Here is a 24,522-nt window from a genome sequence, read left to right as displayed (position 1 = left end):
GATATTACATCTCACCGTTCGGAGATGGGGCTAATACTTCACGCTGCCCATTACTGCCCGCAGTACTTACAACACCAGCGGCTTCCATCGCCTCAACCATTCGAGCGGCGCGGTTATAACCAATTTTAAGCTTACGCTGCACGCTGGAAATCGATGCTTTGCGGGTTTCCAATACAAATGCGACCGCTTCGTCATATAGCGGGTCTTGTTCATCATCGAACAGTGAACCTGAACCTCCGCCGTCTGAAACAGCATCACCTTCAGTAATCTCAGTAATATAATCTGGCTGACCTAGTTTCTTCCAGGCCTCTACCACGCGATGCACTTCGTCATCACTTACAAATGCACCATGCACACGGTTTGGCAAGCTGGTACCAGCAGGTAGATAAAGCATGTCACCCCAACCTAACAGGTGCTCCGCACCGGACTGATCCAAGATCGTTCTGGAATCGATTCGTGAAGATACCTGGAAAGCGATACGCGTTGGGATATTTGCCTTAATCAGACCGGTAATAACATCAACCGATGGACGCTGAGTAGCTAGGATTAAGTGGATACCGGCAGCACGGGCCTTTTGAGCGATACGTGCAATTAGCTCTTCTACCTTCTTACCTACGATCATCATCATGTCGGCGAATTCGTCGATCACAACAACAATGTAAGGTAGTGGTTCGAGCTCAGGTGCAGGTGTACCGAATGGCTCGCCATGCTCTTCTGCATTCCAAAGTGGATCTAGTAGAGGCTCGCCTTTCTTACGTGCTTCATCAATCTTGTCGTTAAAGCCGGCTAGGTTACGTACACCCATCTTAGCCATAAGACGGTAACGTCGCTCCATCTCGCCCACACACCAGCGTAGACCCGATGCAGCATCTTTCATGTCGGTAATAACTGGCGTTAATAGATGCGGAATACCTTCGTAGATTGAAAGCTCCAACATCTTAGGGTCGACTAGGATTAAACGCACCTCTTCTGGTGTTGCTTTGAATAGCAACGATAGAAGCATGGCGTTTACACCGACCGATTTACCCGAACCTGTTGTACCCGCCACCAGCAAGTGAGGCATTTTGGCAAGGTTTGCTACCACAGGATTACCCGCAATATCGTTACCTAAACCAATTGTTACTTTAGAACCGGCTGAAAGGTACGGTTTAGAACTCAGTACTTCGCTTAGATGTACGGTTAGACGAGATTCATTTGGTATCTCAATACCTACTACAGACTTACCTGCAATAACCTCAACCACACGCACACTGGTCACGGCCATAGAACGAGCAAGATCTTTAGCTAGGTTGGTAATTTTGCTGGCTTTAACACCCGGTGCAGGCTGGATCTCAAATCGAGTGATTACAGGGCCAGGATTTACCTCGACTACCTCCGCGATTACACCAAAGTCTTTTAGCTTACTCTCAAGCAAGCGAGACATCTGCTCTAACTCATCTGGCGAGTAACCCGTATCTGTGTTCAGTTCTGGTGGATCTAAAAGCTCTAACGGCGGAATCTTGCGTGCAGGTTTACGTTTTGGAGCACCGGCTTCGTCCAAACCAAGCTCTTTATCTTGCATTGGCTTATGCGTTTCAGACAGCGGTACGATTTTAACCTGCGGTTTAGCGTCTTCTGCTACTGTTGGTGTAACAACTGGAACTGATTCTGGAGATGTTGCCAATACAGCTTGTACAACTTCTGGCTCTTCCACCGTTTGTATTACAGGTTTCGCTTTCACTGGCTCAGGTGCAGTGAGAATTTCACCCGTTTCAGTATCAATATGCTCTTCTATCTGCTGCTCAACTTGAGGATCCTGGCGAGTACTCTGAGGTCTCACTAAAGAAACCTCTTCAACTGCTGATTCTTTATTTTCAGCAGTATCCATGACACCTGCAGAACTGAATCGAGAGGCAAATTTCTCTTCGATCGTGACTGGTTTAGCAATGTCAGAGTAACTCGGTTCAATTCGGTCATTAACGATTGGAGGCGCTTGCTCTTCAAACTGATCCTTTATGTAGTCTCTTTGCAAAGTCGCTTCGGCTTTTGAAAGCTCATCATCAGAAAGATCCAGTGATGCCTCTCGCTCTTGCTTTTGAGGCAGTACAGTTTCTGTCGACTTAACAACTTTCTGCCCTACCCTTTCGAGGACTGAGCCCCAACCCATTTCTAGCAGCAAGGTTAATCCAAACAAAAGTAGCGCAAAGAGCACTAAAGAGCTGCCCAATACACTTAACAAAGACACAGCTAAATCCGAAACCGCTTCACCTAGAATACCGCCAGCAGTGAAAGGATAATCCAAACCAGTGTTAGAGATATGGGTAGCACTTAACGCACTGAAAGCCGTTAAAAAAAGCAAAGCGCCGATTAAACGCAACATAAAGAAAGGGATAACATCTAAAGCTCCGCTATGCTTTCGAAACAGAAAACGACCGGTTTGATATAAAATTAGAAGCGGTATAAAAAACGCAGCTAAGCCCAAACCTGCAATAAGAAGGTCTGCTATCCAAGCACCGACTGGGCCTGCTAAATTGCTAATTTCTGGCTGATAGCCTGCGTGAGACCATCCAGAATCCTTTGGATTAAATCCTAGTAAAGCCACAATTAAAAACAGGCTGACCGTAACAACAACGATTAAACTCGATTCACGGCTGATTCTTACAAGTAATTCGGGAAAACTTAAACGTTGTCCGTTGTCGGTCGCGCTCAAGGGTGAAGCTCCATAGATCTGTGTTAAAAAACCAATGACTACAATAACATAATTTAATCCGCGACTAACGGTTGAAGCGCATTGGTTTATAATTCATAGTTACGAGATGCAGGTTTTTTTACTCTTATCTGTAATATAACTGCACTCAATTTATACTAAGCTTTTGTATCTGAAATATTTCAATGGATGCACTCTATGTCTCTGACCAATTTACATACAGATAACCGCCGTGCGCTAACCTTCCCTATTGGTGAAAGCATGTATGGTATCGATGTCAGCAACATTCTTTCATTTTCAGATAGCTTCGGTGAGATAAAGTATGCCACTGAACGCGTGGATGGATTTATCGGCTACTTAGATTTCCGCAACACTTTAGTTCAAGTCTTCGAATGCGCGACGTCTCTTGCACACAATAAAGAGAGAGACACGATTTTGGAGCTGATTGCCGAAATCAAAGTCTACCAGCAAGCTCATATCGACTGGATGGACGCTTTAGAGAATTCCATACGTTCAAACGAACCATTCAACAAAGCGCGTGACCCATATGCTTGTGCTTTCGGGCAATGGTTTTATAGTTATAAAACTGAAGATGACGGTTTAAGGGCTCTACTCGACAAGATCGAACAGCCTCATAAAGACATCCACTCTTTAGGTGATAAGCTTTTAGATATGACTTCTGCAGGCAATCAAGAAGAAGCTGTCGAAATACTACGCATTGAGCGACAGACCTCCCTGAAAAAGCTTCTGCGTACCCTTGGGCATATTCAAGACTACCTAAAAAACAGTATCCACCCGATCGTTCTACATCTAACAAAAGATGGCCGCACTCCATGGTTCTCTATGGTCCTAGATAATATCGGTGATATTATCGACTATTCTCCTGTTGCCATGGATAATCTAAAAAAGATTGATCAAAGTACGCCAATCGAAGGTTATGTAAGAGACCCTTCCGGTGAAAGCTTTATGATGCTGTCTTTAGAACAATTCTATGAACACGCCAGTGCAAAACTCAGCATGGCGGGTTGATATTTTCTTAGTGCACCCCATTAATACACTCATAACTTTTTAACGGATTCATTTTTTACTATGAGCGACGTACAACATCACCAGTTAATTATTCTTGGAAGCGGCCCTGCGGGCTACACTGCAGCCGTTTACGCAGCACGTGCAAACCTAAACCCAGTTGTTATTACCGGTATGCAAGCTGGCGGCCAGCTAACAACTACAACCGACGTTGACAACTGGCCTGGTGACGTTGACGGTGTTCAAGGTCCTGAATTGATGCAGCGCATGCAACAGCACGCTGAGCGTTTCGATACTCAAGTAATCTTTGATCACATCAACGAAACTGATCTTCAAAACCGTCCTTTCCGTCTTAAAGGCGACATGGGCGAGTACACCTGTGATGCGCTAATCATCTCTACAGGTGCTTCTGCTCAATACCTAGGCCTACCTTCTGAAGAAACATTTGCAGGCAAAGGTGTATCAGCATGTGCAACTTGTGACGGTTTCTTCTACCGCGGCCAGAAAGTGGCTGTTGTAGGCGGTGGTAACACTGCAGTAGAAGAAGCGCTGTACCTATCTAACATTGCTGAAGAAGTAACATTGATTCACCGTCGTGATTCTTTGCGCTCTGAAAAGATCCTTCAAGATAAAATCCTTGATCGTGCAGAGAACGGTAACATCAACATCATTTGGAACCACACACTTGAAGAGGTTCTTGGTGACGATTCTGGTGTTACAGGCCTTCGCCTTAAGAGCACAACTGATGGCGCTGAGCAGAGCCTTGATGTTGCAGGCGTATTTATTGCAATCGGCCACAAACCAAACACAGATATCTTTGAAGGCCAGCTAGAGATGAAAGATGGCTACCTGAAGATTCAATCAGGCCTTGAAGGTAATGCAACTCAAACATCTGTAGAAGGTGTTTACGCTGCGGGTGATGTATGTGACCACATCTACCGTCAGGCAATCACATCCGCCGGTTTCGGCTGCATGGCTGCGCTTGATGCAGAGCGCTTCCTAGACGATCTAGAAAAATAAGTGAGACTGAAGCTGCCCTTCATGGCAGCTTCTTTTTTTATGCTTCCTTGGTTACAAGATTCAAACGATCCATTCCCCCCTATCGATCAAGCATTAGAAGATCCAAATGGATTATTAGCGGCAGGTGGTGATTTAACACCTGAACGCTTAGTTTCTGCTTATCGAATGGGTATTTTCCCTTGGTACAGCCCTGGCGAACCGATTCTATGGTGGAGCCCGAGTCCTCGCTGTGTCATCACCCCGGATGCGCTGCATGTTTCGCGCAGCATGAGAAAACGCCTTAAGAAAGATGATTACAGAGTAGAGTTTGATAAAAACTTTGCTAATGTGATTGCGGCGTGTGCAGAACCACGTAAAGGCGAAGATGGTACTTGGATCACCCGCGATATTCAAAATGCCTATAACCACCTACATAAACTAGGCGTTGCTCACTCCGTAGAGGTCTACATGGACGGCGAACTCGTTGGAGGCTTGTATGGGTTAGCAATCGGTAAACTATTTTTTGGCGAATCAATGTTTAGCCGCAAACGCGACGCCTCTAAAATTGCGTTGATAAAAATGGTCGAACAGCTTGAAAAGTGGGGCTATGCTTTAATTGACTGCCAAGTAAGTAATGAGCACCTGTTTTCATTAGGCGCTTATGAGATACCCAGAGAGTCATTTCAAAGTTATTTGGATAAATACCTTGATCAACCGCTCGACCATAGCTGGCAGTTTGAAACACATGGCGATTAATTGGAGTTAAGTGTGACGAACCTTAGGACTTTGCACTTTTATGCCACACCAGAACACGATTGCAGCTATCTAGAAAACAAAACAGCTAAAACTTTGTTTGTAGATCCACATGCTGACATTGATCAGCATACCTATGGCCAGCTCTCAGACTTGGGTTTTCGTCGCAGTGGCAAGCATATCTACCGCCCTCACTGTGATGGCTGCAACGCGTGCATATCCGTTAGAATTCCTTTGGCAATATTCCAACTCAAGAAAAGCCAAAAACGAATTATCAATAAAAACAAAGACCTAACCGTTACTGCTAAACCAGCACAGTTTACCGAAGAGTATTACACGCTTTACTCACGTTACATCAATGAACGTCATCAAGATGGTGATATGTACCCACCCAGCCTTGATCAATTTAACTCATTCTTGGTTGAAGGTGAGGAACATACACAGTTTTTAGAATTCCGAGACGGTGATTCTAATCTGCTAGCTGTAAGCGTGATTGATCGACTGCAGCAGGGTTTATCAGCTATATATACTTTCTATGATCCCTCTTTCCCTAAACGCAGCTTAGGAACGTACTGCATATTATGGCAATTACAGTATTGCCAAGATGAAGGATTAAACTATTTGTACTTAGGCTATTGGGTTAAAGAGTGTCGCAAAATGAGCTACAAGGTATCATTCCAGCCCTTCGAGCTGCTGATAGATGGTTATTGGACCCTAGTAAAGCCTGAATAAAACACTCATATATCAACAAAAGAAGATGTTGTTAGATTTGCTTTGATAATGGCTCTCTTTTCAGGCACAATACCGCGCAATTATTCGGTCCAGATTTTCTGGAGATCCTCAACAAGGTAGAGAATTAATGGCTAAAGAAGATAGCATTGAAATGGAAGGCACCGTGGTTGACACGCTCCCGAACACTATGTTCCGAGTTGAGCTGGAAAACGGCCACGTTGTTACTGCGCACATCTCAGGTAAGATGCGTAAAAACTACATCCGTATCCTGACTGGCGATAAAGTTAAAGTAGAACTAACTCCATACGACCTAAGCAAAGGCCGTATCGTTTATCGCGCGCGTTAATCATTGCTTTCTCCCTGCTTCGCAGGAAAGAATTTAAAAAGGCAGCCTAATGGCTGCCTTTTTTGTGTCTCGAAAGACCTGCTTATGCGCAGGTCATCGCTTCTACACTTATCTCACCATCAGCATCGACACTAATAGCAACTTCACCACCCTCTTCGGATAGTTCGCCAAATAGAATCATCTCAGCTAACGGCTTCTTCAGTTTCTCTTGAATCAAGCGTTTCATTGGGCGCGCACCCATCTGCTCGTCGTAGCCCTTCTCAGCAAACCAAGTACGGGCTTCGTCATCTAGATGCAGTACTACACGCTTATCTTCCAACTGGACTTGAAGCTCAGCAAAGAACTTATCAACCACACCTTTAATGATGCCTGTAGTAAGCGCTTTAAACTGAATGATGCCATCAAGACGGTTTCGGAACTCCGGCGTGAACATCTTACGTATTGCAGCCATACCATCAGAGGCATGATTTTGCTTAGTAAAGCCAATAGATGCGCGGCTCATATCTTCCGCACCTGCATTGGTAGTCATTACCAAAATCACATTACGGAAATCTGCTTTGCGACCGTTGTTATCCGTTAAAGTACCGCTATCCATTACCTGTAGTAATAGATTGAATACCTCTGGATGCGCCTTCTCAATTTCATCAAGCAACAGAACACAATGTGGAGACTTTGTGATCGCCTCTGTCAGTAAGCCACCTTGGTCATAACCAACATAGCCAGGAGGTGCACCAATCAAACGAGAAACGGTATGACGCTCCATATACTCAGACATATCAAAACGAACCAACTCAATCCCCATGATACGTGCTAGCTGCTGCGTTACTTCTGTTTTACCGACACCGGTTGGACCAGCGAACAAGAAGCAACCTACAGGTTTATCTGGCTCTTTAAGACCAGCACGGGAAAGCTTGATTGCAGAAGATAGCGTATCGATCGCTTCGTCCTGACCAAGAACAACCATCTTAAGATTGCTATCCAGTTTAGCCAGCTGATTCTTATCAGACGCAGAAACACTTTTAGGCGGTATACGGGCAATCTTAGCGACAATCGCCTCGATATCTTCCGTACCAATCTCTGCTTTACGCAGCTCTTTAGGCAATAGACGCTGGTAAGCCCCTGCTTCATCAATCACATCGATTGCTTTGTCAGGCATATGCTTATCATTGATGTAGCGACCTGCTAGCTCTGCAGCTGCACGTAGCGCTTCATCACTGTAAGCAAGTTCATGGTGTTCCTCAAAACGACCTTTAAGGCCTTTAAGAATCGCATAGGTATCTTCGATACTAGGCTCAAGGACGTCTACTTTCTGGAAACGACGTGCTAATGCACGGTCTTTCTCAAATATTCCGCGGAATTCTTGGAAAGTGGTAGAACCGATACAACGGATTTGACCTGAACTTAGCAGTGGTTTAAGTAGGTTTGATGCGTCCATAGAGCCACCAGACGCTGCACCAGCACCGATGATAGTATGAATTTCATCAATAAATAGAATCGCGTGATCTTTACCTTTGATCTCATTTAAAAGACCTTTAAGGCGTTTCTCAAAATCACCACGGTATTTAGTACCTGCAAGCAAAGCACCTAGATCAAGCGAGTATACGATCGACTCTTTGATAATTTCAGGTACTTTGTCTTCAACGATCAACTTCGCTAGACCTTCAGCAATCGCTGTTTTACCTACACCCGCTTCACCTACTAATAGAGGGTTGTTCTTACGGCGGCGAGATAGAATCTGAACGACACGCTCAACCTCAGAATCCCGCCCTACAAGAGGATCAATGCGACCGCTTTCAGCTTCAGCATTCAAATTGATTGCATATTTAGCGAGCGGACTATCATCCTTCTCTTCACCTGCAGTCTCACTCTCAACCGAAGCATCAGAGTGCTCGTGATCGTGCTCCGACATTTTAGAAATGCCATGCGAGATGTAATTGACCGTATCGATTCGCTCAATACCATGCTGCTGCAGAATATAAACAGCCTGACTTTCTTGCTCGCTAAAAATCGCTACAAGTACGTTTGCTCCAGTAACTTCATTCTTACCAGATGACTGAACATGGAACACCGCACGCTGAAGTACTCGCTGAAATCCGAGTGTTGGTTGCGTTTCCAAATCAGGTAGTGTTTCAGATAATAAAGGCGTAGTTTCTTCGATGAACGAAGAAAGGTTCTGCCTAATACCTTCAAAGTTAGCACCACAGGCTGCAAGAACTTCATGCGCCTCATAATTATCCAACAACGCCAGCAACAAATGTTCGACAGTTATAAATTCATGTCGCTTTTCCTTTGCGGCTTGGAAAGCTGCACTGAGCGTGTCTTCGAGTTCTCGGTTTAACATAACGGTTCCTCTTCAGACTTTCTCGACTTCACATAGCAGAGGGTGATTATTGTCTCTCGCATATTGATTAACTATAGCTGCTTTCGTGTCAGCTACATCACGGGTAAAAATTCCACATACTCCTTTCCCTTGAGTATGGACCGATAACATCACTTGTGTAGCTTTTTCTTGGTCCATATTAAAAAACATCATGAGCACAGCCACGACGAAATCCATTGGTGTATAGTCGTCGTTCATTAAAACCACACGATACATCGATGGTTTCTTAAGTTGTGGCTTTGCTTCTTCCGTGACTAATCCGTGATCATGATCAAAATCTTCATGTTCATCTTCATTAGACATTCGAATTACTTTTTGTTCAAAATCAATAGACATCTAACATTCTTCTAAATTTACGCTAATATTTACTACTGAACAGTGATTGTACACTTGTCACATATTCTGTGGGTGGTGCTATAATCAGAATAGCAGGATAGGCAAGGCCCCAGTAGTACCTGCAACTTTTAGGGGACAACCTTTAGCAACTATTCTAGCAGCTAAAGGGAGTACGTTCAGGTTAGTAATCCAATTGTAGTTTTGGATACGGGAGTTAGTTATGCAGACAGGGAAAGTAAAGTGGTTCAACAATTCTAAAGGATATGGTTTTATCCTATCAGATGAACATGAAGAGGATCTCTTTGCTCATTATTCTGCGATAGAAGTAGATGGCTATAAGAGTCTCAAAGCAGGCCAACAAGTTGAGTTTGAAACCCAGCCGGGTCCAAAAGGTACTCATGCCGTACAAATAAAACCTTTAGTAACCCAATAATAAAAAGGTTAAATCGATAGACTAAAAAACCAGCATGAAGCTGGTTTTTTTGTGTCTGTTAGAAACTAACTACATATTCTTGATAATCGCTTCACCAAACTCAGAGCTTGATAACAACTGAGCTCCGTCCATAAGACGTTCAAAGTCGTAGGTTACGGTTTTAGCAGCAATAGCGCCATCCATACCCTTAATAATCAGATCTGCAGCTTCTGACCAACCTAAATGCCTTAACATCATTTCGGCAGATAGAATCAGAGAACCTGGATTCACCATATCTTTACCTGCATATTTAGGTGCGGTTCCATGAGTTGCTTCAAATATCGCAACTTCATCTGATAGGTTGGCACCCGGGGCGATCCCTATACCTCCCACTTCCGCAGCCAAGGCATCTGAAAGGTAATCACCATTTAAATTTAGCGTTGCGACTACGTCATACTCAGCGGGCCTAAGCAGAATCTGCTGCAACATCGCATCCGCTATTACATCTTTAATTATAATTTCTTTACCTGTGTTTGGATTTTGAAAGCTCATCCAAGGGCCTCCATCTTTAAGCTTTGCTCCAAACTCTTCTGCCGCCAATTCGTAGCCCCAATCTTTAAATGCACCTTCGGTAAATTTCATGATATTACCTTTATGTACCAACGTTAGGGATTCCCGATCGTTATCCACGCAGTACTGCAACGCTTTCCTTACTAGGCGCTTTGTTCCTTGCTCAGATACAGGCTTCACACCAATACCGCACTGTTGATCGAAACGAATTTTGGTAACACCCATCTCCTCTTTTAAAAATCGAATCACTTTCTCTGCTTCAGGCGAGCCAGCCTGCCACTCTACTCCAGCGTAGATATCTTCTGAATTTTCCCTATAGATCACCATATCCACATCTTCTGGTTTTATGACTGGGCTCGGTACGCCTTTAAACCAACGCACCGGTCTTTGGCAGACATAAAGATCAAGCTCCTGACGTAAGGCAACATTAAGCGAACGAATACCACCACCTACAGGTGTAGTTAATGGCCCTTTAATCCCAACAACAAATTCCTTAAAAGCTTCCAAGGTTTCATCTGGCAGCCATGTATCTTGCTCGTATACTGAGGTAGCCTTCTCACCAGCAAAAACTTCCATCCAGGATATTGAACGGTCACCTCCATAGACTTTATTGACCGCAGCATCAACCACGCTGATCATCGGAGGAGTCACATCCATACCAATCCCATCTCCTTCTATATAAGGAATAATAGGGTTATCAGGAACATTTAATGAATGATCTTGATTAACTGTTATCTTGTCGCCATCAGGTACAGAAATATTTTTATAACCCATAATCTACTCCAACTCGATTTGTTACACCGCAGAAGCTGTGATCAGTGATATGATTGCGCTACAGGATCAGTATAGATCAGCATTATCCCTTTGATTGATCGCACCATGCTTTAAAGAACTGAAAAACAATGAGCCAGCTATTACTTTTTAATAAACCTTTTCAAGTACTTACTCAGTTCACTACCAATGACGATAAAAGCACACTAGCCGATTTTATTGATCAGCCGGGCTATTATGCTGCTGGCCGATTAGATTATGACTCTGAAGGCTTACTGATTCTTACCAATGAAGGCGCTGTACAACATTACTTAGCTAATCCTAAATTTAAGCAAGAAAAAACATACTGGGCCCAAGTTGAAGGAGATATCACTGAGACTGCTTTGAATGCCTTACGTAAAGGCGTTGAACTCAAAGACGGTATAACTCGTCCAGCAAAAGCCAAGGCGATCGATGAACCTGATATATGGCCTCGTAATCCACCCATTCGCGAACGTAAAAATCAGCCTACCAGCTGGGTCGAATTGAAAATTACTGAAGGCAAAAATAGACAAGTAAGACGAATGACGGCAGCCGTTGGCTTCCCAACCCTACGCCTAATTCGCTATGCAATTGGTGATTGGACATTAGACAGTCTAAAGCCTGGGAACTCTAAGTTAGTCGAAGTCACTTTAAACCTACCGAAAAACAGTAAAAACAGTAAAAACACCACGAGTCGCAGGCCTCATAACAACAGGAATAACCGACAACAGATTCGCAATACAAAGCGCACAAGGAAATAGTTAATAGATTAATAAGCTTTAATATCCAATCATTGCCATATATTCTTAGCAATTTACGAGCAAGTATTTGATTTAGTACTAAAATATTCTTAAATACTTGAATAAGCTCTGAACTGTCTAACTAAAAGAATGGCTAGTTGATTAAAGGATTACAAGGATGAACACAAGCTTATCTGCAATTGGCGTACTTGCCTGCCTTCTAATATCCACTGTTTCAGCCAATGACAAAGTCATTCGCATTTATCACGATTCAGACTACACCTCTCACTCTTCCTCTGCACAAGCCATGAAGATGGGTTTCCTTACCGCTCTGGACGAAATCGATTATAAAATTGGTAACTACCAACTCGAATTTGTTGAAAAAGATCATCGAGGAAATGTTGTTCGTAGCCACAGAACAATGAAACAATTCGTAAATGATCCTAGTGCCCTATTTATACTTGGCGGACTACATTCCCCCCCTTACATTAAATATCGTCAATACATCAACGATAATGAAATTCTGCTACTAGTTCCGTGGGCAGCAGGTGGACCTATTACCCGCCATCCTGATAGTAATAACTGGGTATTCAGATTATCTGTCGATGATACAAAAGCGGGCTTGCGAATCAGCGATTACGCAGTAAATTCAAAACAATGCAAATCTCCCCACTTATTACTCGAAGATACAGGCTGGGGGAAATCGAACTTCAAGACAATAACCAACTACTTTGAAAGTTCACTGTCCATTACACCTGAAGTCACATGGTTTAATTGGAATACCAAAGACAATGCAGCCAAATTAATTTTGAGAGAAATTGCCAAATCCGATAGTGACTGCGTTATCTTCGTTGGTAACGCTATAGAAGGCGCTACCTTTATGACAGCCATGACAGAGGTTGAACAATTCAATCTACCTGTGCTTTCTCATTGGGGAATTACCGGCGGAAACTTCCCCCAGAAATTAGGGCCTACAACCCTATCTAAGCTGGATTTAAGTTTTATTCAAAGCTGCTTCTCTTTTGTCAGCTCTGAAGAATCCAAATTCAGCCAATCAGTATTTGCCAGAGGTCAGAAGCTATTCCCTGAAGCATTAACTGATTATCGCTCTCTAAAATCGCCTACGGGGTACACCCATGCGTATGACTTAGCCAAGGTAGCTATCCAAGCAATGCAAAATATAACTCTAAGTGATGATATGGCTCAAAATAGGCAGTTACTTCGAGAAGAATTAGAGTCATTAAACACGCCTGTTAAAGGCCTAATAAAAACTTACCAAAAGCCCTATTCTACTTTTAGTCAATCTAATTTAGATGCACATGAAGCGCTCGGATTATCTGATCTATGTATGGCCAAATTTACCCCGGATGGAGTAATAGAAGTAATGCCTAATACGTCTCCGAAAGTTCCTAACTAGTTGAGTAATAGGATGCGGCTTTGTAAACGAGGTTTAAAACTTTCAACAGATACACTGTTTTATCTGTTTATTGCTGCCTTTTTCGCTATAGCTTTGACCTCTAGTTATATCGCGATTGGGGAACGTGTTCGTGATATTACAATAGACTTTCAAAATCGAACAACTAGCGCACAGGCTGCGAACGCTGCCACTTCGATAGGTAACTATGTAGACGATCGTATTCTGTTCTTACAGGACCTAGCTAAGAACCCTCTTTTAACTAGTGCGGTGATGGCTACTCTGGATTCGGAAGAAAACCTTGTCGATTTTTTGGACTCACTTCTAATCCTCGGTCAGCATGAATCTGTATTCTTACTAAATATTATTGGGGAGCCTATTTACAGGCCTTCCAACCAAAGCCTGAATTTGAACTTAGAAAATGAACCTTGGTTCGAAGAGATACTAAATGGCGAAAGGCCTTGGGTTATATTAAAACATCGAGAAAATGAACAATGGCACTTCTCTATCGCTGTTTCAGTCAGCTATAACGGTGCTAGCGAAGGTGTAGTTCTGGTTCGATTTGATAAAGACATCAGTACATTATTTACCACCCAAGCACATGCCGCCAGCATTAGAATCAAAGGTGATTACCTTGATTATTCTTCTCTAAATGACACTCTTGATTACCAAAAAGTTGACGAACAAGTTGCTGGTCAGACCCAACTTAACGTCGAATATTACATCGATCAACAACACCTCGCTTCTGAAGTAAATCAGGTTATCCAAAGTATCTTCATTGGCCTTCTTCTGACATTTTTGGTCGTCTTTATTCTGCTACTCTGGCTTGGAAAAAAGTTTTTTATCAACCCATTCAAAGCAGTCAAACAGTCTGAAAAAGAACTGAGAGAAGAGCAAAATAGAAACAGAGTCCTCTTAAAAGCCCTAGAAGTAAGCCCTGTCGGTGTAACAGTGGCAGATGCCACACAACATGATCTTCCTCTAATCTATACCAATGAAGCATTCCTTAAGATAACCGGGTATAACGAAGGCGAGGTAATCGGAAAGAATCATAGATTCCTTTCAGGTGAAAAGACGGACCTAAAAGCCTTAGGCCAGATATCAAAAGCGCTTAAAGCCCATCAAAGCGTCAACGTTGAAGTGATTAACTACACCAAAGACAAAACACCTTTTTGGAATGACGTTTCGATTTCTCCCGTATTTGACGAACACAATAATCTAACTGCATTTGTCGGTGTCGAAAATGATATAACCGATAAAATTAAGCGTGAACAAGAGCTGTCTGAAACCGCAAGACAACTTGAGTTAGTCGTAGATTCTACCAATGTGGGCGTTTGGGACTTGAAAGTCCAAACAGGAGAACTCAACCTTAACGAACGTTGGGCTGAAATCATTGGTTATACATTAGATGAACTTCACCCAATCGATATTGAAAAATTTCATCAGTTTACACATCCTAATGATTCCGATATATCACAGCGCCTATTCGATATATACAGCAATTCCAGTGAAGACCGACACAGTTTCGAGCTGAGAATGAAGCACAAGCAAGGCCATTGGATCTGGGTTTTAAACGCTAGCAAAGTCGTAGAACGTGATATAGACGGCAACCCAATACGCATCATTGGCACTCACTTAGATATTACAGATCAGAAGCTTTCTGAAGAATATCTATTAAAAGCAAAAAATGAAGCCGAACAAGCAAGTGTCGCTAAGAGTGAATTTTTAGCCAACATGAGTCATGAGATAAGAACACCAATGAATGGTGTTATCGGCATTACTAATATATTGCTCGACAGTGGCTTAAACCCGCAACAATTAGAATACGCCAATACCGTTAAGAATAGCGCCGACTCTCTACTCACTATAATCAACGATATTCTTGATTTTTCTAAAGTTGAATCAGGAAAACTGGAGCTCGAATCGGTCGATTTTGATATGGGCCAACTACTTGATGAAATAGGTACTTCATTAGGTATGCGTGCCCAAGAAAAAAACCTAGAACTCATCTGCCCTGCCACATCCATTACTGATCAATGGTTTAACGCTGACCCAAGTCGCATTCGCCAGATACTCGTCAACCTCATAGGTAACGCATGTAAATTTACTGAAAAAGGTGAAGTAGCAGTCTTCTATGAGTCAACTCAAGTTTCCACCAAGCAAAGCAAAATTCTGATCAAAGTGGTTGATACTGGAATTGGCCTAAACAAGGAACAACAAACCCGCTTATTCGAACGCTTTAGTCAGGCTGACGGCTCTACTACACGTAAATATGGTGGTACCGGTCTTGGACTATCGATAAGTCGACAACTAGTAGAGTTGATGGGTGGCGAAATTGGTGTCGATAGCCAATTAGGCCATGGTTCAACATTCTGGATTAGCTTGACTTTAACCCATGCGACCTCAAAGCCGATTTCGCAACCTATCGAAGCGTTACATAGTAAAAGAATCTTAGTTGTTGACCCTAATGAAACGAATCTTCACCTGCTTGGCGACATTTTAACAAGCTGGAAGATTGATTATGAACTCACAACAAAACCCGAGACAGGTTTAGAAAAACTAAAGTCGGCTGCAGCTAACAACACACCTTTTGATATAACCATCATCAATCAAGAGCTATCGGATATGGATGCTATCGAGTTTGCCACACGTTGCAAACATGAACCTTTAGTAACATCCACCAAGCTGCTTGTTCAAACGGTCAGCAATCAAACCTTTGATAAATCAAAATACGCTGAAAACGGTTTACACCATCTAATCGCAAAACCTATCAACCAAAGTCAGCTTTTTAATAAACTATTAGATCTTGTCCAAGTTAAACAACAAAATACCTATGTAAAATCTGCTAACGATAGAAAAGCGGCGTTCTCCTTTAATAGCAAAGTTTTACTCGTAGAAGACAACATTACCAATCAAGCCGTAGCACGGGCGTTATTAGAACAGCTCGGGCTAAAAATTGATGTCGCGGCTAATGGTGAGGAAGCATTATCAGCTCTCGAAATGATCCAATACGATCTTGTCTTTATGGATTGCCAAATGCCCGTGATGGATGGCTACGAAGCAAGCAGATCTATTCGGCAAAATAAGAAATTCAAGGACCTACCTATCGTCGCCATGACTGCTAATGCTATGGCAGGAGATCGCGAGAAGTGTCTTGAAGCAGGCATGGACGATTACATAACCAAACCCATCAATTCGAAGGACTTAATCCAAGCACTTAATCATTGGCTCCCTGATGATCAAAAATTCACGTCCAACAAAGAGCAAGGCGTTTGTCACACCGAAGACAAACAGCTGGTGTGGGATCAAGATAGCGCACTGAAACGCTTAATGATGAACGATACACTACTCGTTAAGGTGCTAGAAGCCTATCTTAAGAATTCAGCTGATCTGATTGAAAACACACAATATGCATTCAGAAATAAGCAATGGGAGGAGCTAAGGCAGCAAGCTCATAATATGAAAGGCATGGCCTTAAACTTGTCTGCCCCACAACTAAATGAAATTTGTAAGATGCTTGAAATAGAAGCCGCAAATCAAAATCAGGAAGCACTTGAAAAGCTACTTCCTGAGTTCGTAACCAAAGCTAACGCTCTATCGGATGAATTTAATAAATACCTTTCAAAGAACGAGCATATTGTCAGTCAGGAAAACTAATATTCTAACACTTAGACCTTTTCTACGGCACTTAATCCATACTCAACGCAGTTTTAAGGCGGGACAATAAACTATTCTGATCCGTAGTCGATTCCGCCAATTTTACTGAGCCAGTTGGCGCAACAACATAAGGGTTTGTATTGCCTTGGATTTGGCTAATCATACGATTACGCTCTAACTCCCATTGATCAACAGGATCTAGCTTTGCCCAAGCATTAAACAGCTTTTCCTGCTTATTACTGATACGAACGCCATACTGATCGCGCATATAAAAGTACGTACGAGCAATGTCGCCACGGCGATGGTCAGCTGGCTCGACCTTACGCTGCTTGAAATCAACTTCCATATCGCATTGCCCATAAACACGCGGTTCACCTGCTAATTGTGAGAAGCTAAAATTAGATCGATCACCATTTACCTCGCCGATTGCAGGTACAAGGTTGTGAAGGTCAGATTCCATCTTCTTGAAATTGGCATTCTTCTTACAAGCTTTACGACCACCGTCTTGCCAACATTGCAATTGATGACCAAAAGCCCAAGCCGGCATTACATGCTCCCACTCAATACGCTTCGCTCTATTCGCGTTTTTACGTGGGGAATAACCACAGGATTTTAAGTCTGGCACCAATTTTTTGCCTTGGGCGTTGTAGTCGCAGCCACAATAAAAGCTCTGCTGGTTATCTGCGTAGATCTCTTTGAGAATCTTTTTGGCACTACCGAAAGACTTAGGATGCTCAGCTAAAGCCAAGCCTGGGATCATTAGAAGAGCCACAGGAAGGTACTTGTACATTGGAATTCCTTTTAAAGGCGTCCAATGCCAAACGATGCTTCCTGCTTTAAATTAGTTACTAGAGTTTGAGGCCAATATGAGCGGTTAAGTAGCTACTCAAAAGCCACGACCATCATACGGCTGAAAGATAAATTTAAGCTGAACCTTGTAAAAAGAGCCGGTTCATACCATCAATAAAATCAGATTTACCGCCATAAGAGGGATGACGGATATAGCGGATATCTTGATCAGGAAACGCTTTTTGTAAACAGTCAGTTCCTTTACGACCTAACCCTGCAATTGCATCGGGTTGGTAAACATCCATCAGCATTTGTAACAGCTCTAAACCTTCTTCTATTTCAGCTTTTAATGGTGCCCTATTCTTTTTTTGAATACGCGAAGGATGCGGATGATAAGGGAACGAATTCCAAAAAAGCGGTACTGTTTCTTGTGAACACAGATAGCGCCATACAATAGAGGCTGTATTCTCAGCAGTAAGCGTATCAGGGTTAAGCTCAATTTTTGGCTTTAACTGCTGCAAAAAAGGATGATCAACCTCATCAAACAACTTGCCACTGGAAAACGGAATCCCAGTTAAACGACCACCTTTAAAACCATAGGCCTCACCCACTAAAAGGATCCTTGGTCCGGATTGCTCAAAAGCCAGTTCAATGTATCGCTTTAGGTTCTCTAATTTGGTTTCATCCCTATATGGATTAAATACAGTCAGAGTGTTTTTACGTTTGCTAAGTTTTTTGTAAAAACTTTCTAGATTAGGCATTTAACAAAGTCACAAGTTTATGCGTTAAAAACATGATCGATACAACGGCTAGACCAAATACGTAAAGCCCCCAATGAATCTGAATTGACGCGACAGCACCGAGCTTTACAGTCACCAACAATACCGCAACCACCATCACATCAAGCATCGCCCAACGACCGTAATCATGCATCAAGCCAAGCAATTTACGTTGGTTAGTTGATATTTGATCGCTTGGTGTTGTTAATCTAAATAACAAAAATAACTTAACCAGCGGTAGAACTACACTAAAAAGGAAGACTAAAACCGCTAGGATCAGATGCCCTTCAGTTAAAAGGCTATGTACACCGCCAATTACAGAAAAAGAACTCTCGAAGAAATAGAACTTGCTCATCGTCATCATCGGACTAAACAGCCCAACAGCCAGACAGATCGTCGTTAAGATCAAAGCTATTCTGAGCCACAAAGACTGAGATGAAGATAAAGGGGTGAATCTATCCATGAAAGGGCCTCAAAACAAAGTGACGCAAGTATACCAATCCATAGCTGTCATAGTACAAACGAAACATTTCTGAATGTCGTTTTAAGGTGTTATTCAACAATGTGCTTTAAAGGTTTAGTGTAAAGATGCAGGCTAAATAAAGTCTGTATTTAGCCTGCTATTGAGTTGACGCTAAACCGCCATATCAATCTGCTGTACCGTTCCGACATCACCAGCTTCAGTTAAGTAGAAACCACTGGAGCGGACTCGGCCATTCTCTTGATTATTTTCCCCTTTAATATCGAAGGGCGTTTCTGTTGAGCCTAAATAGATCGCCCCTACACCACTATCAGCCAATGATTCTAGGTAATCGCTATCTTCAGTTTTATACCATACAAGAAGATCGTCGAATATAGAATCACCCTCATCGATATAGTTGTTACCGTCCTCGTCATATTGGGCAAGATCGGCAAAGCCATTACCCGTTAAAGCACCAAATAGCTCTGTACCGTCATTAATAATGCCGTCTTCATTCTTATCTAGAGCTAGCATGCCGCTTTCACCGGTAAGATAACTTATGAGTTCTTTATCACCATCAGCATCAAGATCAAATTCAAACTTCTCATCAGAAAGATCTGCGTGATTGCCTTCAAAGTTCAGAATCAGTGGATCTGTAAACTCCACTATACTGGTCATCTCAAACTCGCGTGTAGCTGAGTAGCTCCGCTCCATTTCTAGGTTCAGATCAAATTCAATCTGCTTACCATCAGCCGTGGTTACCATGCCACAGCTATGGAAACTGGAGCACTCATACTCCTCAACGGTTTCGGTCACCTTAAACGACATTTCCATCTTTATAGGTTGTAGTTGCATGGGTACACCGCCTATTCCATCTTCGCTCGGAATAGAATCAGCATCTGGGATCTCTACATCATCGGGAATGTCAGTTTGTATGTGTTTTGGGTTAATAGCATTTAACAGACTTTGCCAAAGCCTCGCTTTCGTAATCTCTCGTTGCTCAGCGATATTTGGCTCGTTGTCTGCAGTTCTAAACTGCAAACCTTGATCAGTTAAGACCAGAACTGAATTACCCTGAAACTGATCATCGCCTTCTGTCGATGGCTGTTGGCCAACAGCAAGAGTACTAAATAAGCTACTTTGCTCCTGGCGAAGAAACGATTTTGCTTCGCTTAACTGCGCAAGAAATCCATTACTCTCACTCCCCCAATCGATCATTTTGGTTTGAGAGCTATATTCCGTTTTCTGATGCTCAGCACTCATATGTACATTACTTGTCTGAATAATCATTGTTCTCTCCTTGCTGATTTTTTGCGTCAATAAACCCCCGCCGTTCTATGAAAAGAAAGCGTGAATCATTTCTTCAGGGCGCAAAAAACCAGTTTTTGTGAATAACAAAAACAAAAAATCGGTTGTTAATACTCAGCGGAAAATATTTGCCTAAACTCTGTGTACGTTAGGCAAAACTCATCTGTTGTCCGAGCTAAAAGCCAAGACAAATTTTCCGATAAGTAAGCTTGTATTAGGGTATTAAATTAAAAGAGATTTCCTGATGACCACTACCTCCCTTGCTGAAAGCCACGGAATACATAGGCTGGAAGAGAATAGCCCATAATAGCCATCACAAAATCGGGCTGTTTTATGTTCATTTTCAGATCCAACATTACGCGGTTCGCATCGACTAATTACGTTTGAGTAACCTTAGGTTCAGCAAAAAACGGGCCGCTATGACATTGAATATCAAAGGAATTTGAAAGATATAAAAAAAGCCGCTGAATGCGGCTTTAGAAAAGAAGAAAAATACTCTAATCAAATTTGTAATATTTTTGATTAAGATAAGTTGCAACTGCCGATACCTCATCAGGGAACCAGCCAACATCCAGCATGGTGTTACACATCTCTACCTGAGCTTCTAATCTCGAATAAGTGTGCACTCGACGATTAGGCCTAGTGTAGATATCCGAGCTATGACAGGTTTCACAGTTAGCGTCGGTGTACACTTCCCCACTGATCGTTCGTTCCAAAGCAACAGATTCATATAACTCTTTACCCTCTTCAGCATCTGAAGCTGAAGTAATCGGCACATAAGCTGTTATTAGAATAACCAGCGCGCTGTGTATTTTCTTAGACATACTTGTCATCACTAAGTGACCTCCCCTCATAAACACATGCTTTGATACTACTATAAAGTGAAGACTTATCTGATCAAGTATTCCCAACATACTGTTCCCATTGAATAGATACTCCCCTCACTAAACACTCAAAACCAGACTAGTACTTTGGTAAGTCTAAAGCTTACTTTAGCATTCCATGCAGACTGGGAAACCCATTAACACTGATAAAATCTTTCATTATTGATCGACAGAATTCTTATAAATCAAACTCATAACTATAAAAAGGACAGGAATTTTGAAACAGCTACTCACTTCAATCGCACTTGTATTAGTTAGCATCTCTACCGCTTATGCAGGCAAGCCATCAGCAATCAATTTTAACCGTGACGAATATACATACAGAGCTACCGAAAGCTCAGTACACCAATATACACCTGCTGACCAAACCGATCTTTCTTCACACAAAGATATGATCTCCTTCACCTTCGCAGAAGAAGTGAAAAAAAGTCTGATTTAAAACCTTTTGCAGAAAAGTTTTTAGCCGCGTACAACGGGAAAGGAAAGATTATTAAAGCGATCGCCGGCCCTGACCCACGTGACCCTAGCCTGTTTCTTCTAGCTACAATGACAACCAGCGATAAAAGCTCAGAAGCAAATATGTTCCTAATCAGCGTAGAGAACCAAACTGGCGTTGTAATGAACTACTCCCACCGCATTTATGGCAAAGATCAAAGTAAAGCGGTCACGGATTGGTTTAATGCTAACGGTCATAAAATGGAATCCACTCTGATGTCTTTCAAAGAGCTTCCACAAGCTAAAGAGTTCAAGTAACGCTAAATGAATAAGCGAAGGGGAATACCTTTCCCCTTTGTAAATGAAGCCTCTCACTCCAATCCTCTACTTATTTAATTCAATAGGGCAATTAAGGCTTACAACATAAATAAACTCATTATTTCCAGCTTATTGAGCCTAACATTCCTGCTATCACCTCACGCTGCTGCCAAGAACTGTGAAGATGCTAAAACCAGCATCCAGATGAATCGATGTGCGGCTATTAAACTCGAAGTTGCACACCATCAAATGACAAAGTATTTAGACGCAACTTACGAGCTACATGGCAATAATAAAGCTGCGCTCGAGAGCATCAAATTTGCCCAGAAAGACTGGGAAACACACATAGCCTCTCACTGTGATTCTATCTATGCGATCTGGGAAGAAGGTAGAAAGAAAGCATTCGTATCTATTTTTTGTATGATAGATAAAACTGCCGAGCGAACAGCAGAGATATGGAAGACGTACTTATCCAACGCTGAGAAACCCGTGTTACCTAAGCCTCAAAAGTAACAAGTCTAAGTATCAGAACATAAATAAAAAGCCTCGCTACTTAGCGAGGCTTTTTATTTATGAGGCCAATCTTTCTCTCTATTCGATTAAACCCTTTAGATATCGCGAATATGATTTAGAAAATCATTTGGCTGCACAACGCCAATAAGCGTTTTATGATCGAGCTTTGCACCTTCGCGATCATAGAAGATAAGTGCCGGCGGGCCGATCAGTGCGTAATCTTTATTAAGTTTTTTAGCCGGTTCATCATTGGCCGTCACATCTACCTTAATCACCCGATATGGCGCCAAAGCATTCTGCACACGAGAGTCAGCAAAGGTAACCACTTCTAGTTCGATACAAGCAACACACCAATCAGCGTAGAAATCTAGCATGACTGGCTGTCCATTGGTTTTAGCGATCTCTAACTCACTATTAAGTGCTTCTGGCGTTGTCACTTTTATAAAAGGCAGTACCTCAGTTTGTGCAGACTGGTCACCTGCAAATGCTTTTAGTGGGTATCTAAAGCTATTACCACCGGCCAACGCACCGATCATTAGTGACAAGCCGTAAAGCAAAATAATGAGACCTAAACCTTTCGCCAGATTCTCTTTAGCCGTTTTCGCTTTAGACAGCACGCCCATATAGACAGCCGATACAACGAGGATGATCGCTGTTAACCACATAGAAACGACGGTAGGTGCAATGCGATCAAGCATCCAAACGGCCATCAACAACAGTAGCACGCCAAATACTGCTTTGACCTTGTTCATCCATAGGCCAGCATGTGGAAGTAGCTTTCCTGCAGAAGCGCCAACCAATAGAAGTGGTACGCCCATGCCTAAGCTCATCGCAAATAACGCACTACCACCTAGGAATGGATCACCTGTTTGGCCGATATAGATTAATGCGCCTGCTAAAGGAGCCGCCATACAAGGGCCTACAATAAGTGCAGATAAGAAGCCCATAATCGCCACACCGGCGACCGTGCCGCCCTTCTGGCTGTTGCTCGCCTGACTTAAACGGGTCTGAATGCTGTTTGGCAGTTGAAGTTCGTAAAAACCAAACATCGATAAAGAGAGCAAAACGAAGATCAAACTGAAGCTGCCGATAATCCAAGCATTTTGGAAAAGCGCCTGAACATTTTCGCCAAACAATCCTGCGAGTACACCTGCAATGGTGTAAGTGATCGATACAGCCAGAACATAGACTAGAGATAGCCCAAAGCCCTTAGCCGTCGATACATGCTTACCCTGCCCAGCAATGATACTCGATAGGATTGGAATCATCGGAAAGACACAAGGCGTTAAGGATAGCGCTAAACCCGCTACGAAAAACGCGCCTAGGGTAACGATTAAGCTGCCCTGAGAAAGCATCTGCGCAAAACGATCCTGCTCGGTCACTGCAGGTGCATTGATTGTTTGCATGGTTGCTGGAGCGGCACTCATATCAGTAGCTGATTGAGAAGGAGTAAATGCTGCTATTGCGATCTCTTTAGTAACTGGCGGATAGCATACGCCACCGTCCCAACAGCCTTGATAGGTGATGGTTAGCTTGTCGTCTTTTGCTGGATCGACTTTGCTGAGCAGCGATAGATCTATTTCAGCGCGGTCGTAATAAACCCATACCTGACCAAACAATGGGTCATCTTTTAATTCAGCCGGTGCATTCTTGCGTGAGATAATCTGTGTTGTTTCGCCATCTTTAAGCTCTATTCTGTCTCTATAGAGGTAATACTCATCTGGCATATCCCAGATCAGTTTTAAAGTATCACCTTCTTGCACATGACCAAAAACAAACGCTTTTTCTACTTGAACAGGGCCTTTTTCACCAAAAGGGTTTTGATCAAATAGTCCCGCTGTCACATTCGGGGAAGCTACAGATAGGATAAGTAAAAACTGTAACCAAAAAACTCGTTTAAATAGATACAACACAGCGTTTCCTATGGATTAATCTCGCAGACGCTTGATTGACAACTTTTATGCCTAACAGTTCGCTATCAATCGGATTTACATAGTTTACCACGCCTTTTTTATCGAACAGCACTCGTAAAAGCACTTTAATTAGTAGAAACAACTGCCATTGTTTTGATTTGGCGCAGAATAGACCATCTGCATACTTATAACCTTCATAGGTTTATGGTAAAACAAGCGACACATTGACAAAGAGTCTAGAGAGCCCCAGCGCTAAAAGCGCTCAATAACGTTAAATAGC

22 protein-coding genes are annotated in these 24,522 nt (G+C 42.6%); 12 read left to right on the top strand and 10 right to left on the bottom strand.

The features are described 5' to 3' along the window. Positions 1-4 precede the first annotated feature (4 nt). Positions 5-2,689: a DNA translocase FtsK 4TM domain-containing protein gene (locus tag ACMXYX_RS07675; protein ID WP_415906751.1), complete on the bottom strand. Its 2,685-nt coding sequence runs from the start codon at positions 2,687-2,689 to the stop codon at positions 5-7. 195 nt (positions 2,690-2,884) lie between these two features. Between ACMXYX_RS07675 and ACMXYX_RS07670 the strand changes: the two genes are divergently transcribed. The 5 genes from ACMXYX_RS07670 (at position 2,885) to infA (ending at position 6,542) form a co-directional block, all read left to right on the top strand. Then, the gene (locus ACMXYX_RS07670) at positions 2,885-3,715 is read left to right on the top strand and encodes a CZB domain-containing protein (RefSeq protein ID WP_415906750.1); all 831 of its coding nucleotides are present in this window, start codon (positions 2,885-2,887) and stop codon (positions 3,713-3,715) included. Between the two features lie 60 nt (positions 3,716-3,775). Beyond that, positions 3,776-4,732, top strand: a complete 957-nt coding sequence (trxB, locus tag ACMXYX_RS07665; RefSeq protein ID WP_415884478.1) for a thioredoxin-disulfide reductase — start codon at positions 3,776-3,778, stop codon at positions 4,730-4,732. A gap of 21 nt (positions 4,733-4,753) precedes the next feature. Continuing rightward, positions 4,754-5,467 (top strand): leucyl/phenylalanyl-tRNA--protein transferase, encoded by a 714-nt coding sequence (gene aat, locus ACMXYX_RS07660; RefSeq protein WP_415884477.1) that lies wholly within the window; start codon positions 4,754-4,756, stop codon positions 5,465-5,467. Between the two features lie 12 nt (positions 5,468-5,479). Then, the gene (locus tag ACMXYX_RS07655; RefSeq protein WP_415884476.1) at positions 5,480-6,196 is read left to right on the top strand and encodes an arginyltransferase; all 717 of its coding nucleotides are present in this window, start codon (positions 5,480-5,482) and stop codon (positions 6,194-6,196) included. Between the two features lie 127 nt (positions 6,197-6,323). Next, positions 6,324-6,542 carry a translation initiation factor IF-1 gene (infA, locus tag ACMXYX_RS07650; protein ID WP_027853708.1) on the top strand — a complete coding sequence of 73 codons (219 nt, stop codon included), beginning with the start codon at positions 6,324-6,326 and terminating at the stop codon, positions 6,540-6,542. 82 nt (positions 6,543-6,624) lie between these two features. Here infA and clpA read toward each other — a convergent pair whose 3' ends face one another. Both clpA and clpS read right to left on the bottom strand, forming a co-directional pair. After that, positions 6,625-8,883, bottom strand: coding sequence for an ATP-dependent Clp protease ATP-binding subunit ClpA (clpA, locus tag ACMXYX_RS07645; protein WP_415906749.1), 2,259 nt, complete (start codon positions 8,881-8,883; stop codon positions 6,625-6,627). A 12-nt stretch (positions 8,884-8,895) separates the two neighbouring features. Continuing rightward, positions 8,896-9,258: an ATP-dependent Clp protease adapter ClpS gene (clpS, locus tag ACMXYX_RS07640; RefSeq protein WP_415884474.1), complete on the bottom strand. Its 363-nt coding sequence runs from the start codon at positions 9,256-9,258 to the stop codon at positions 8,896-8,898. A gap of 220 nt (positions 9,259-9,478) precedes the next feature. Here clpS and cspD point away from each other — a divergent pair, with 220 nt between their 5' ends. After that, the gene (gene cspD, locus ACMXYX_RS07635) at positions 9,479-9,691 is read left to right on the top strand and encodes a cold shock domain-containing protein CspD (RefSeq protein WP_415884473.1); all 213 of its coding nucleotides are present in this window, start codon (positions 9,479-9,481) and stop codon (positions 9,689-9,691) included. Positions 9,692-9,760: 69 nt separating this feature from the next. On the opposite strand, the gene icd is transcribed toward cspD, so the two are convergent. After that, entirely contained in the window at positions 9,761-11,014 is a 1,254-nt protein-coding gene (gene icd, locus ACMXYX_RS07630; RefSeq protein ID WP_415906748.1) for an NADP-dependent isocitrate dehydrogenase, read from the bottom strand. Between the two features lie 128 nt (positions 11,015-11,142). On the opposite strand from icd, the gene ACMXYX_RS07625 reads away from it, so the two are divergent. From ACMXYX_RS07625 to ACMXYX_RS07615, 3 genes are all read left to right on the top strand, one after another. Then, positions 11,143-11,793 carry an rRNA large subunit pseudouridine synthase E gene (locus ACMXYX_RS07625; protein ID WP_415906747.1) on the top strand — a complete coding sequence of 217 codons (651 nt, stop codon included), beginning with the start codon at positions 11,143-11,145 and terminating at the stop codon, positions 11,791-11,793. A gap of 157 nt (positions 11,794-11,950) precedes the next feature. Then, positions 11,951-13,189 carry an ABC transporter substrate-binding protein gene (locus tag ACMXYX_RS07620; RefSeq protein ID WP_415906746.1) on the top strand — a complete coding sequence of 413 codons (1,239 nt, stop codon included), beginning with the start codon at positions 11,951-11,953 and terminating at the stop codon, positions 13,187-13,189. 12 nt (positions 13,190-13,201) lie between these two features. Continuing rightward, positions 13,202-16,843 carry a response regulator gene (locus tag ACMXYX_RS07615; RefSeq protein ID WP_415906745.1) on the top strand — a complete coding sequence of 1,214 codons (3,642 nt, stop codon included), beginning with the start codon at positions 13,202-13,204 and terminating at the stop codon, positions 16,841-16,843. Positions 16,844-16,874: 31 nt separating this feature from the next. Here the strand turns inward: ACMXYX_RS07615 and ACMXYX_RS07610 are convergent, their stop codons facing one another. The 5 genes from ACMXYX_RS07610 to ACMXYX_RS07590 all read right to left on the bottom strand — a co-directional run bounded on the left by ACMXYX_RS07610 (position 16,875) and on the right by ACMXYX_RS07590 (position 21,003). Beyond that, complete coding sequence (locus ACMXYX_RS07610) at positions 16,875-17,633, bottom strand: endonuclease (protein WP_415906744.1); 759 nt, start codon at positions 17,631-17,633, stop codon at positions 16,875-16,877. Between the two features lie 133 nt (positions 17,634-17,766). Next, positions 17,767-18,393, bottom strand: coding sequence for a uracil-DNA glycosylase (locus ACMXYX_RS07605; protein WP_415884467.1), 627 nt, complete (start codon positions 18,391-18,393; stop codon positions 17,767-17,769). Further along, positions 18,386-18,874, bottom strand: coding sequence for a paraquat-inducible protein A (locus ACMXYX_RS07600; protein WP_415906743.1), 489 nt, complete (start codon positions 18,872-18,874; stop codon positions 18,386-18,388). Before ACMXYX_RS07600 ends, ACMXYX_RS07605 begins: the two co-directional genes overlap by 8 nt. Positions 18,875-19,045: 171 nt before the next feature. Further along, the gene (locus ACMXYX_RS07595) at positions 19,046-20,161 is read right to left on the bottom strand and encodes a hypothetical protein (protein WP_415906742.1); all 1,116 of its coding nucleotides are present in this window, start codon (positions 20,159-20,161) and stop codon (positions 19,046-19,048) included. Positions 20,162-20,676: 515 nt separating this feature from the next. Next, positions 20,677-21,003: a hypothetical protein gene (locus ACMXYX_RS07590; RefSeq protein ID WP_415906741.1), complete on the bottom strand. Its 327-nt coding sequence runs from the start codon at positions 21,001-21,003 to the stop codon at positions 20,677-20,679. Positions 21,004-21,280: 277 nt separating this feature from the next. Between ACMXYX_RS07590 and ACMXYX_RS07585 the strand changes: the two genes are divergently transcribed. From ACMXYX_RS07585 to ACMXYX_RS07575, 3 genes are all read left to right on the top strand, one after another. Next, positions 21,281-21,502, top strand: a complete 222-nt coding sequence (locus ACMXYX_RS07585) for a hypothetical protein (protein WP_415906740.1) — start codon at positions 21,281-21,283, stop codon at positions 21,500-21,502. A 140-nt stretch (positions 21,503-21,642) separates the two neighbouring features. Then, a complete protein-coding gene (locus tag ACMXYX_RS07580; RefSeq protein ID WP_415898110.1) occupies positions 21,643-21,816 on the top strand; it encodes a hypothetical protein in 174 nt (57 codons plus the stop codon). Between the two features lie 204 nt (positions 21,817-22,020). Continuing rightward, positions 22,021-22,329, top strand: coding sequence for a lysozyme inhibitor LprI family protein (locus ACMXYX_RS07575; RefSeq protein WP_415906739.1), 309 nt, complete (start codon positions 22,021-22,023; stop codon positions 22,327-22,329). A 95-nt stretch (positions 22,330-22,424) separates the two neighbouring features. On the opposite strand, the gene dsbD is transcribed toward ACMXYX_RS07575, so the two are convergent. Then, entirely contained in the window at positions 22,425-24,242 is a 1,818-nt protein-coding gene (gene dsbD / locus ACMXYX_RS07570; RefSeq protein ID WP_415906738.1) for a protein-disulfide reductase DsbD, read from the bottom strand. Positions 24,243-24,522 lie beyond the last annotated feature (280 nt).

This window comes from Neptuniibacter sp. QD72_48 (assembly GCF_047778065.1).
GTDB lineage: Bacteria > Pseudomonadota > Gammaproteobacteria > Pseudomonadales > Balneatricaceae > Neptuniibacter.
This window is presented reverse-complemented; position numbering and strand designations above follow the sequence as displayed.

Coding starts and splice junctions, on each gene's coding strand:
- ACMXYX_RS07670 (WP_415906750.1), top strand. CDS start 2,885: ATGTCTCTGACCAATTTACATACAGATAACCGCCGTGCGCTAACCTTC.
- ACMXYX_RS07620 (WP_415906746.1), top strand. CDS start 11,951: ATGAACACAAGCTTATCTGCAATTGGCGTACTTGCCTGCCTTCTAATA.
- cspD (WP_415884473.1), top strand. CDS start 9,479: ATGCAGACAGGGAAAGTAAAGTGGTTCAACAATTCTAAAGGATATGGT.
- ACMXYX_RS07610 (WP_415906744.1), bottom strand. CDS start 17,633: ATGTACAAGTACCTTCCTGTGGCTCTTCTAATGATCCCAGGCTTGGCT.
- ACMXYX_RS07615 (WP_415906745.1), top strand. CDS start 13,202: ATGCGGCTTTGTAAACGAGGTTTAAAACTTTCAACAGATACACTGTTT.
- ACMXYX_RS07600 (WP_415906743.1), bottom strand. CDS start 18,874: ATGGATAGATTCACCCCTTTATCTTCATCTCAGTCTTTGTGGCTCAGA.
- trxB (WP_415884478.1), top strand. CDS start 3,776: ATGAGCGACGTACAACATCACCAGTTAATTATTCTTGGAAGCGGCCCT.
- ACMXYX_RS07575 (WP_415906739.1), top strand. CDS start 22,021: ATGAATCGATGTGCGGCTATTAAACTCGAAGTTGCACACCATCAAATG.
- ACMXYX_RS07605 (WP_415884467.1), bottom strand. CDS start 18,393: ATGCCTAATCTAGAAAGTTTTTACAAAAAACTTAGCAAACGTAAAAAC.
- ACMXYX_RS07590 (WP_415906741.1), bottom strand. CDS start 21,003: ATGTCTAAGAAAATACACAGCGCGCTGGTTATTCTAATAACAGCTTAT.
- ACMXYX_RS07595 (WP_415906742.1), bottom strand. CDS start 20,161: ATGATTATTCAGACAAGTAATGTACATATGAGTGCTGAGCATCAGAAA.
- ACMXYX_RS07580 (WP_415898110.1), top strand. CDS start 21,643: ATGTTCCTAATCAGCGTAGAGAACCAAACTGGCGTTGTAATGAACTAC.
- infA (WP_027853708.1), top strand. CDS start 6,324: ATGGCTAAAGAAGATAGCATTGAAATGGAAGGCACCGTGGTTGACACG.
- ACMXYX_RS07625 (WP_415906747.1), top strand. CDS start 11,143: ATGAGCCAGCTATTACTTTTTAATAAACCTTTTCAAGTACTTACTCAG.
- aat (WP_415884477.1), top strand. CDS start 4,754: ATGGCAGCTTCTTTTTTTATGCTTCCTTGGTTACAAGATTCAAACGAT.
- clpS (WP_415884474.1), bottom strand. CDS start 9,258: ATGTCTATTGATTTTGAACAAAAAGTAATTCGAATGTCTAATGAAGAT.
- clpA (WP_415906749.1), bottom strand. CDS start 8,883: ATGTTAAACCGAGAACTCGAAGACACGCTCAGTGCAGCTTTCCAAGCC.
- icd (WP_415906748.1), bottom strand. CDS start 11,014: ATGGGTTATAAAAATATTTCTGTACCTGATGGCGACAAGATAACAGTT.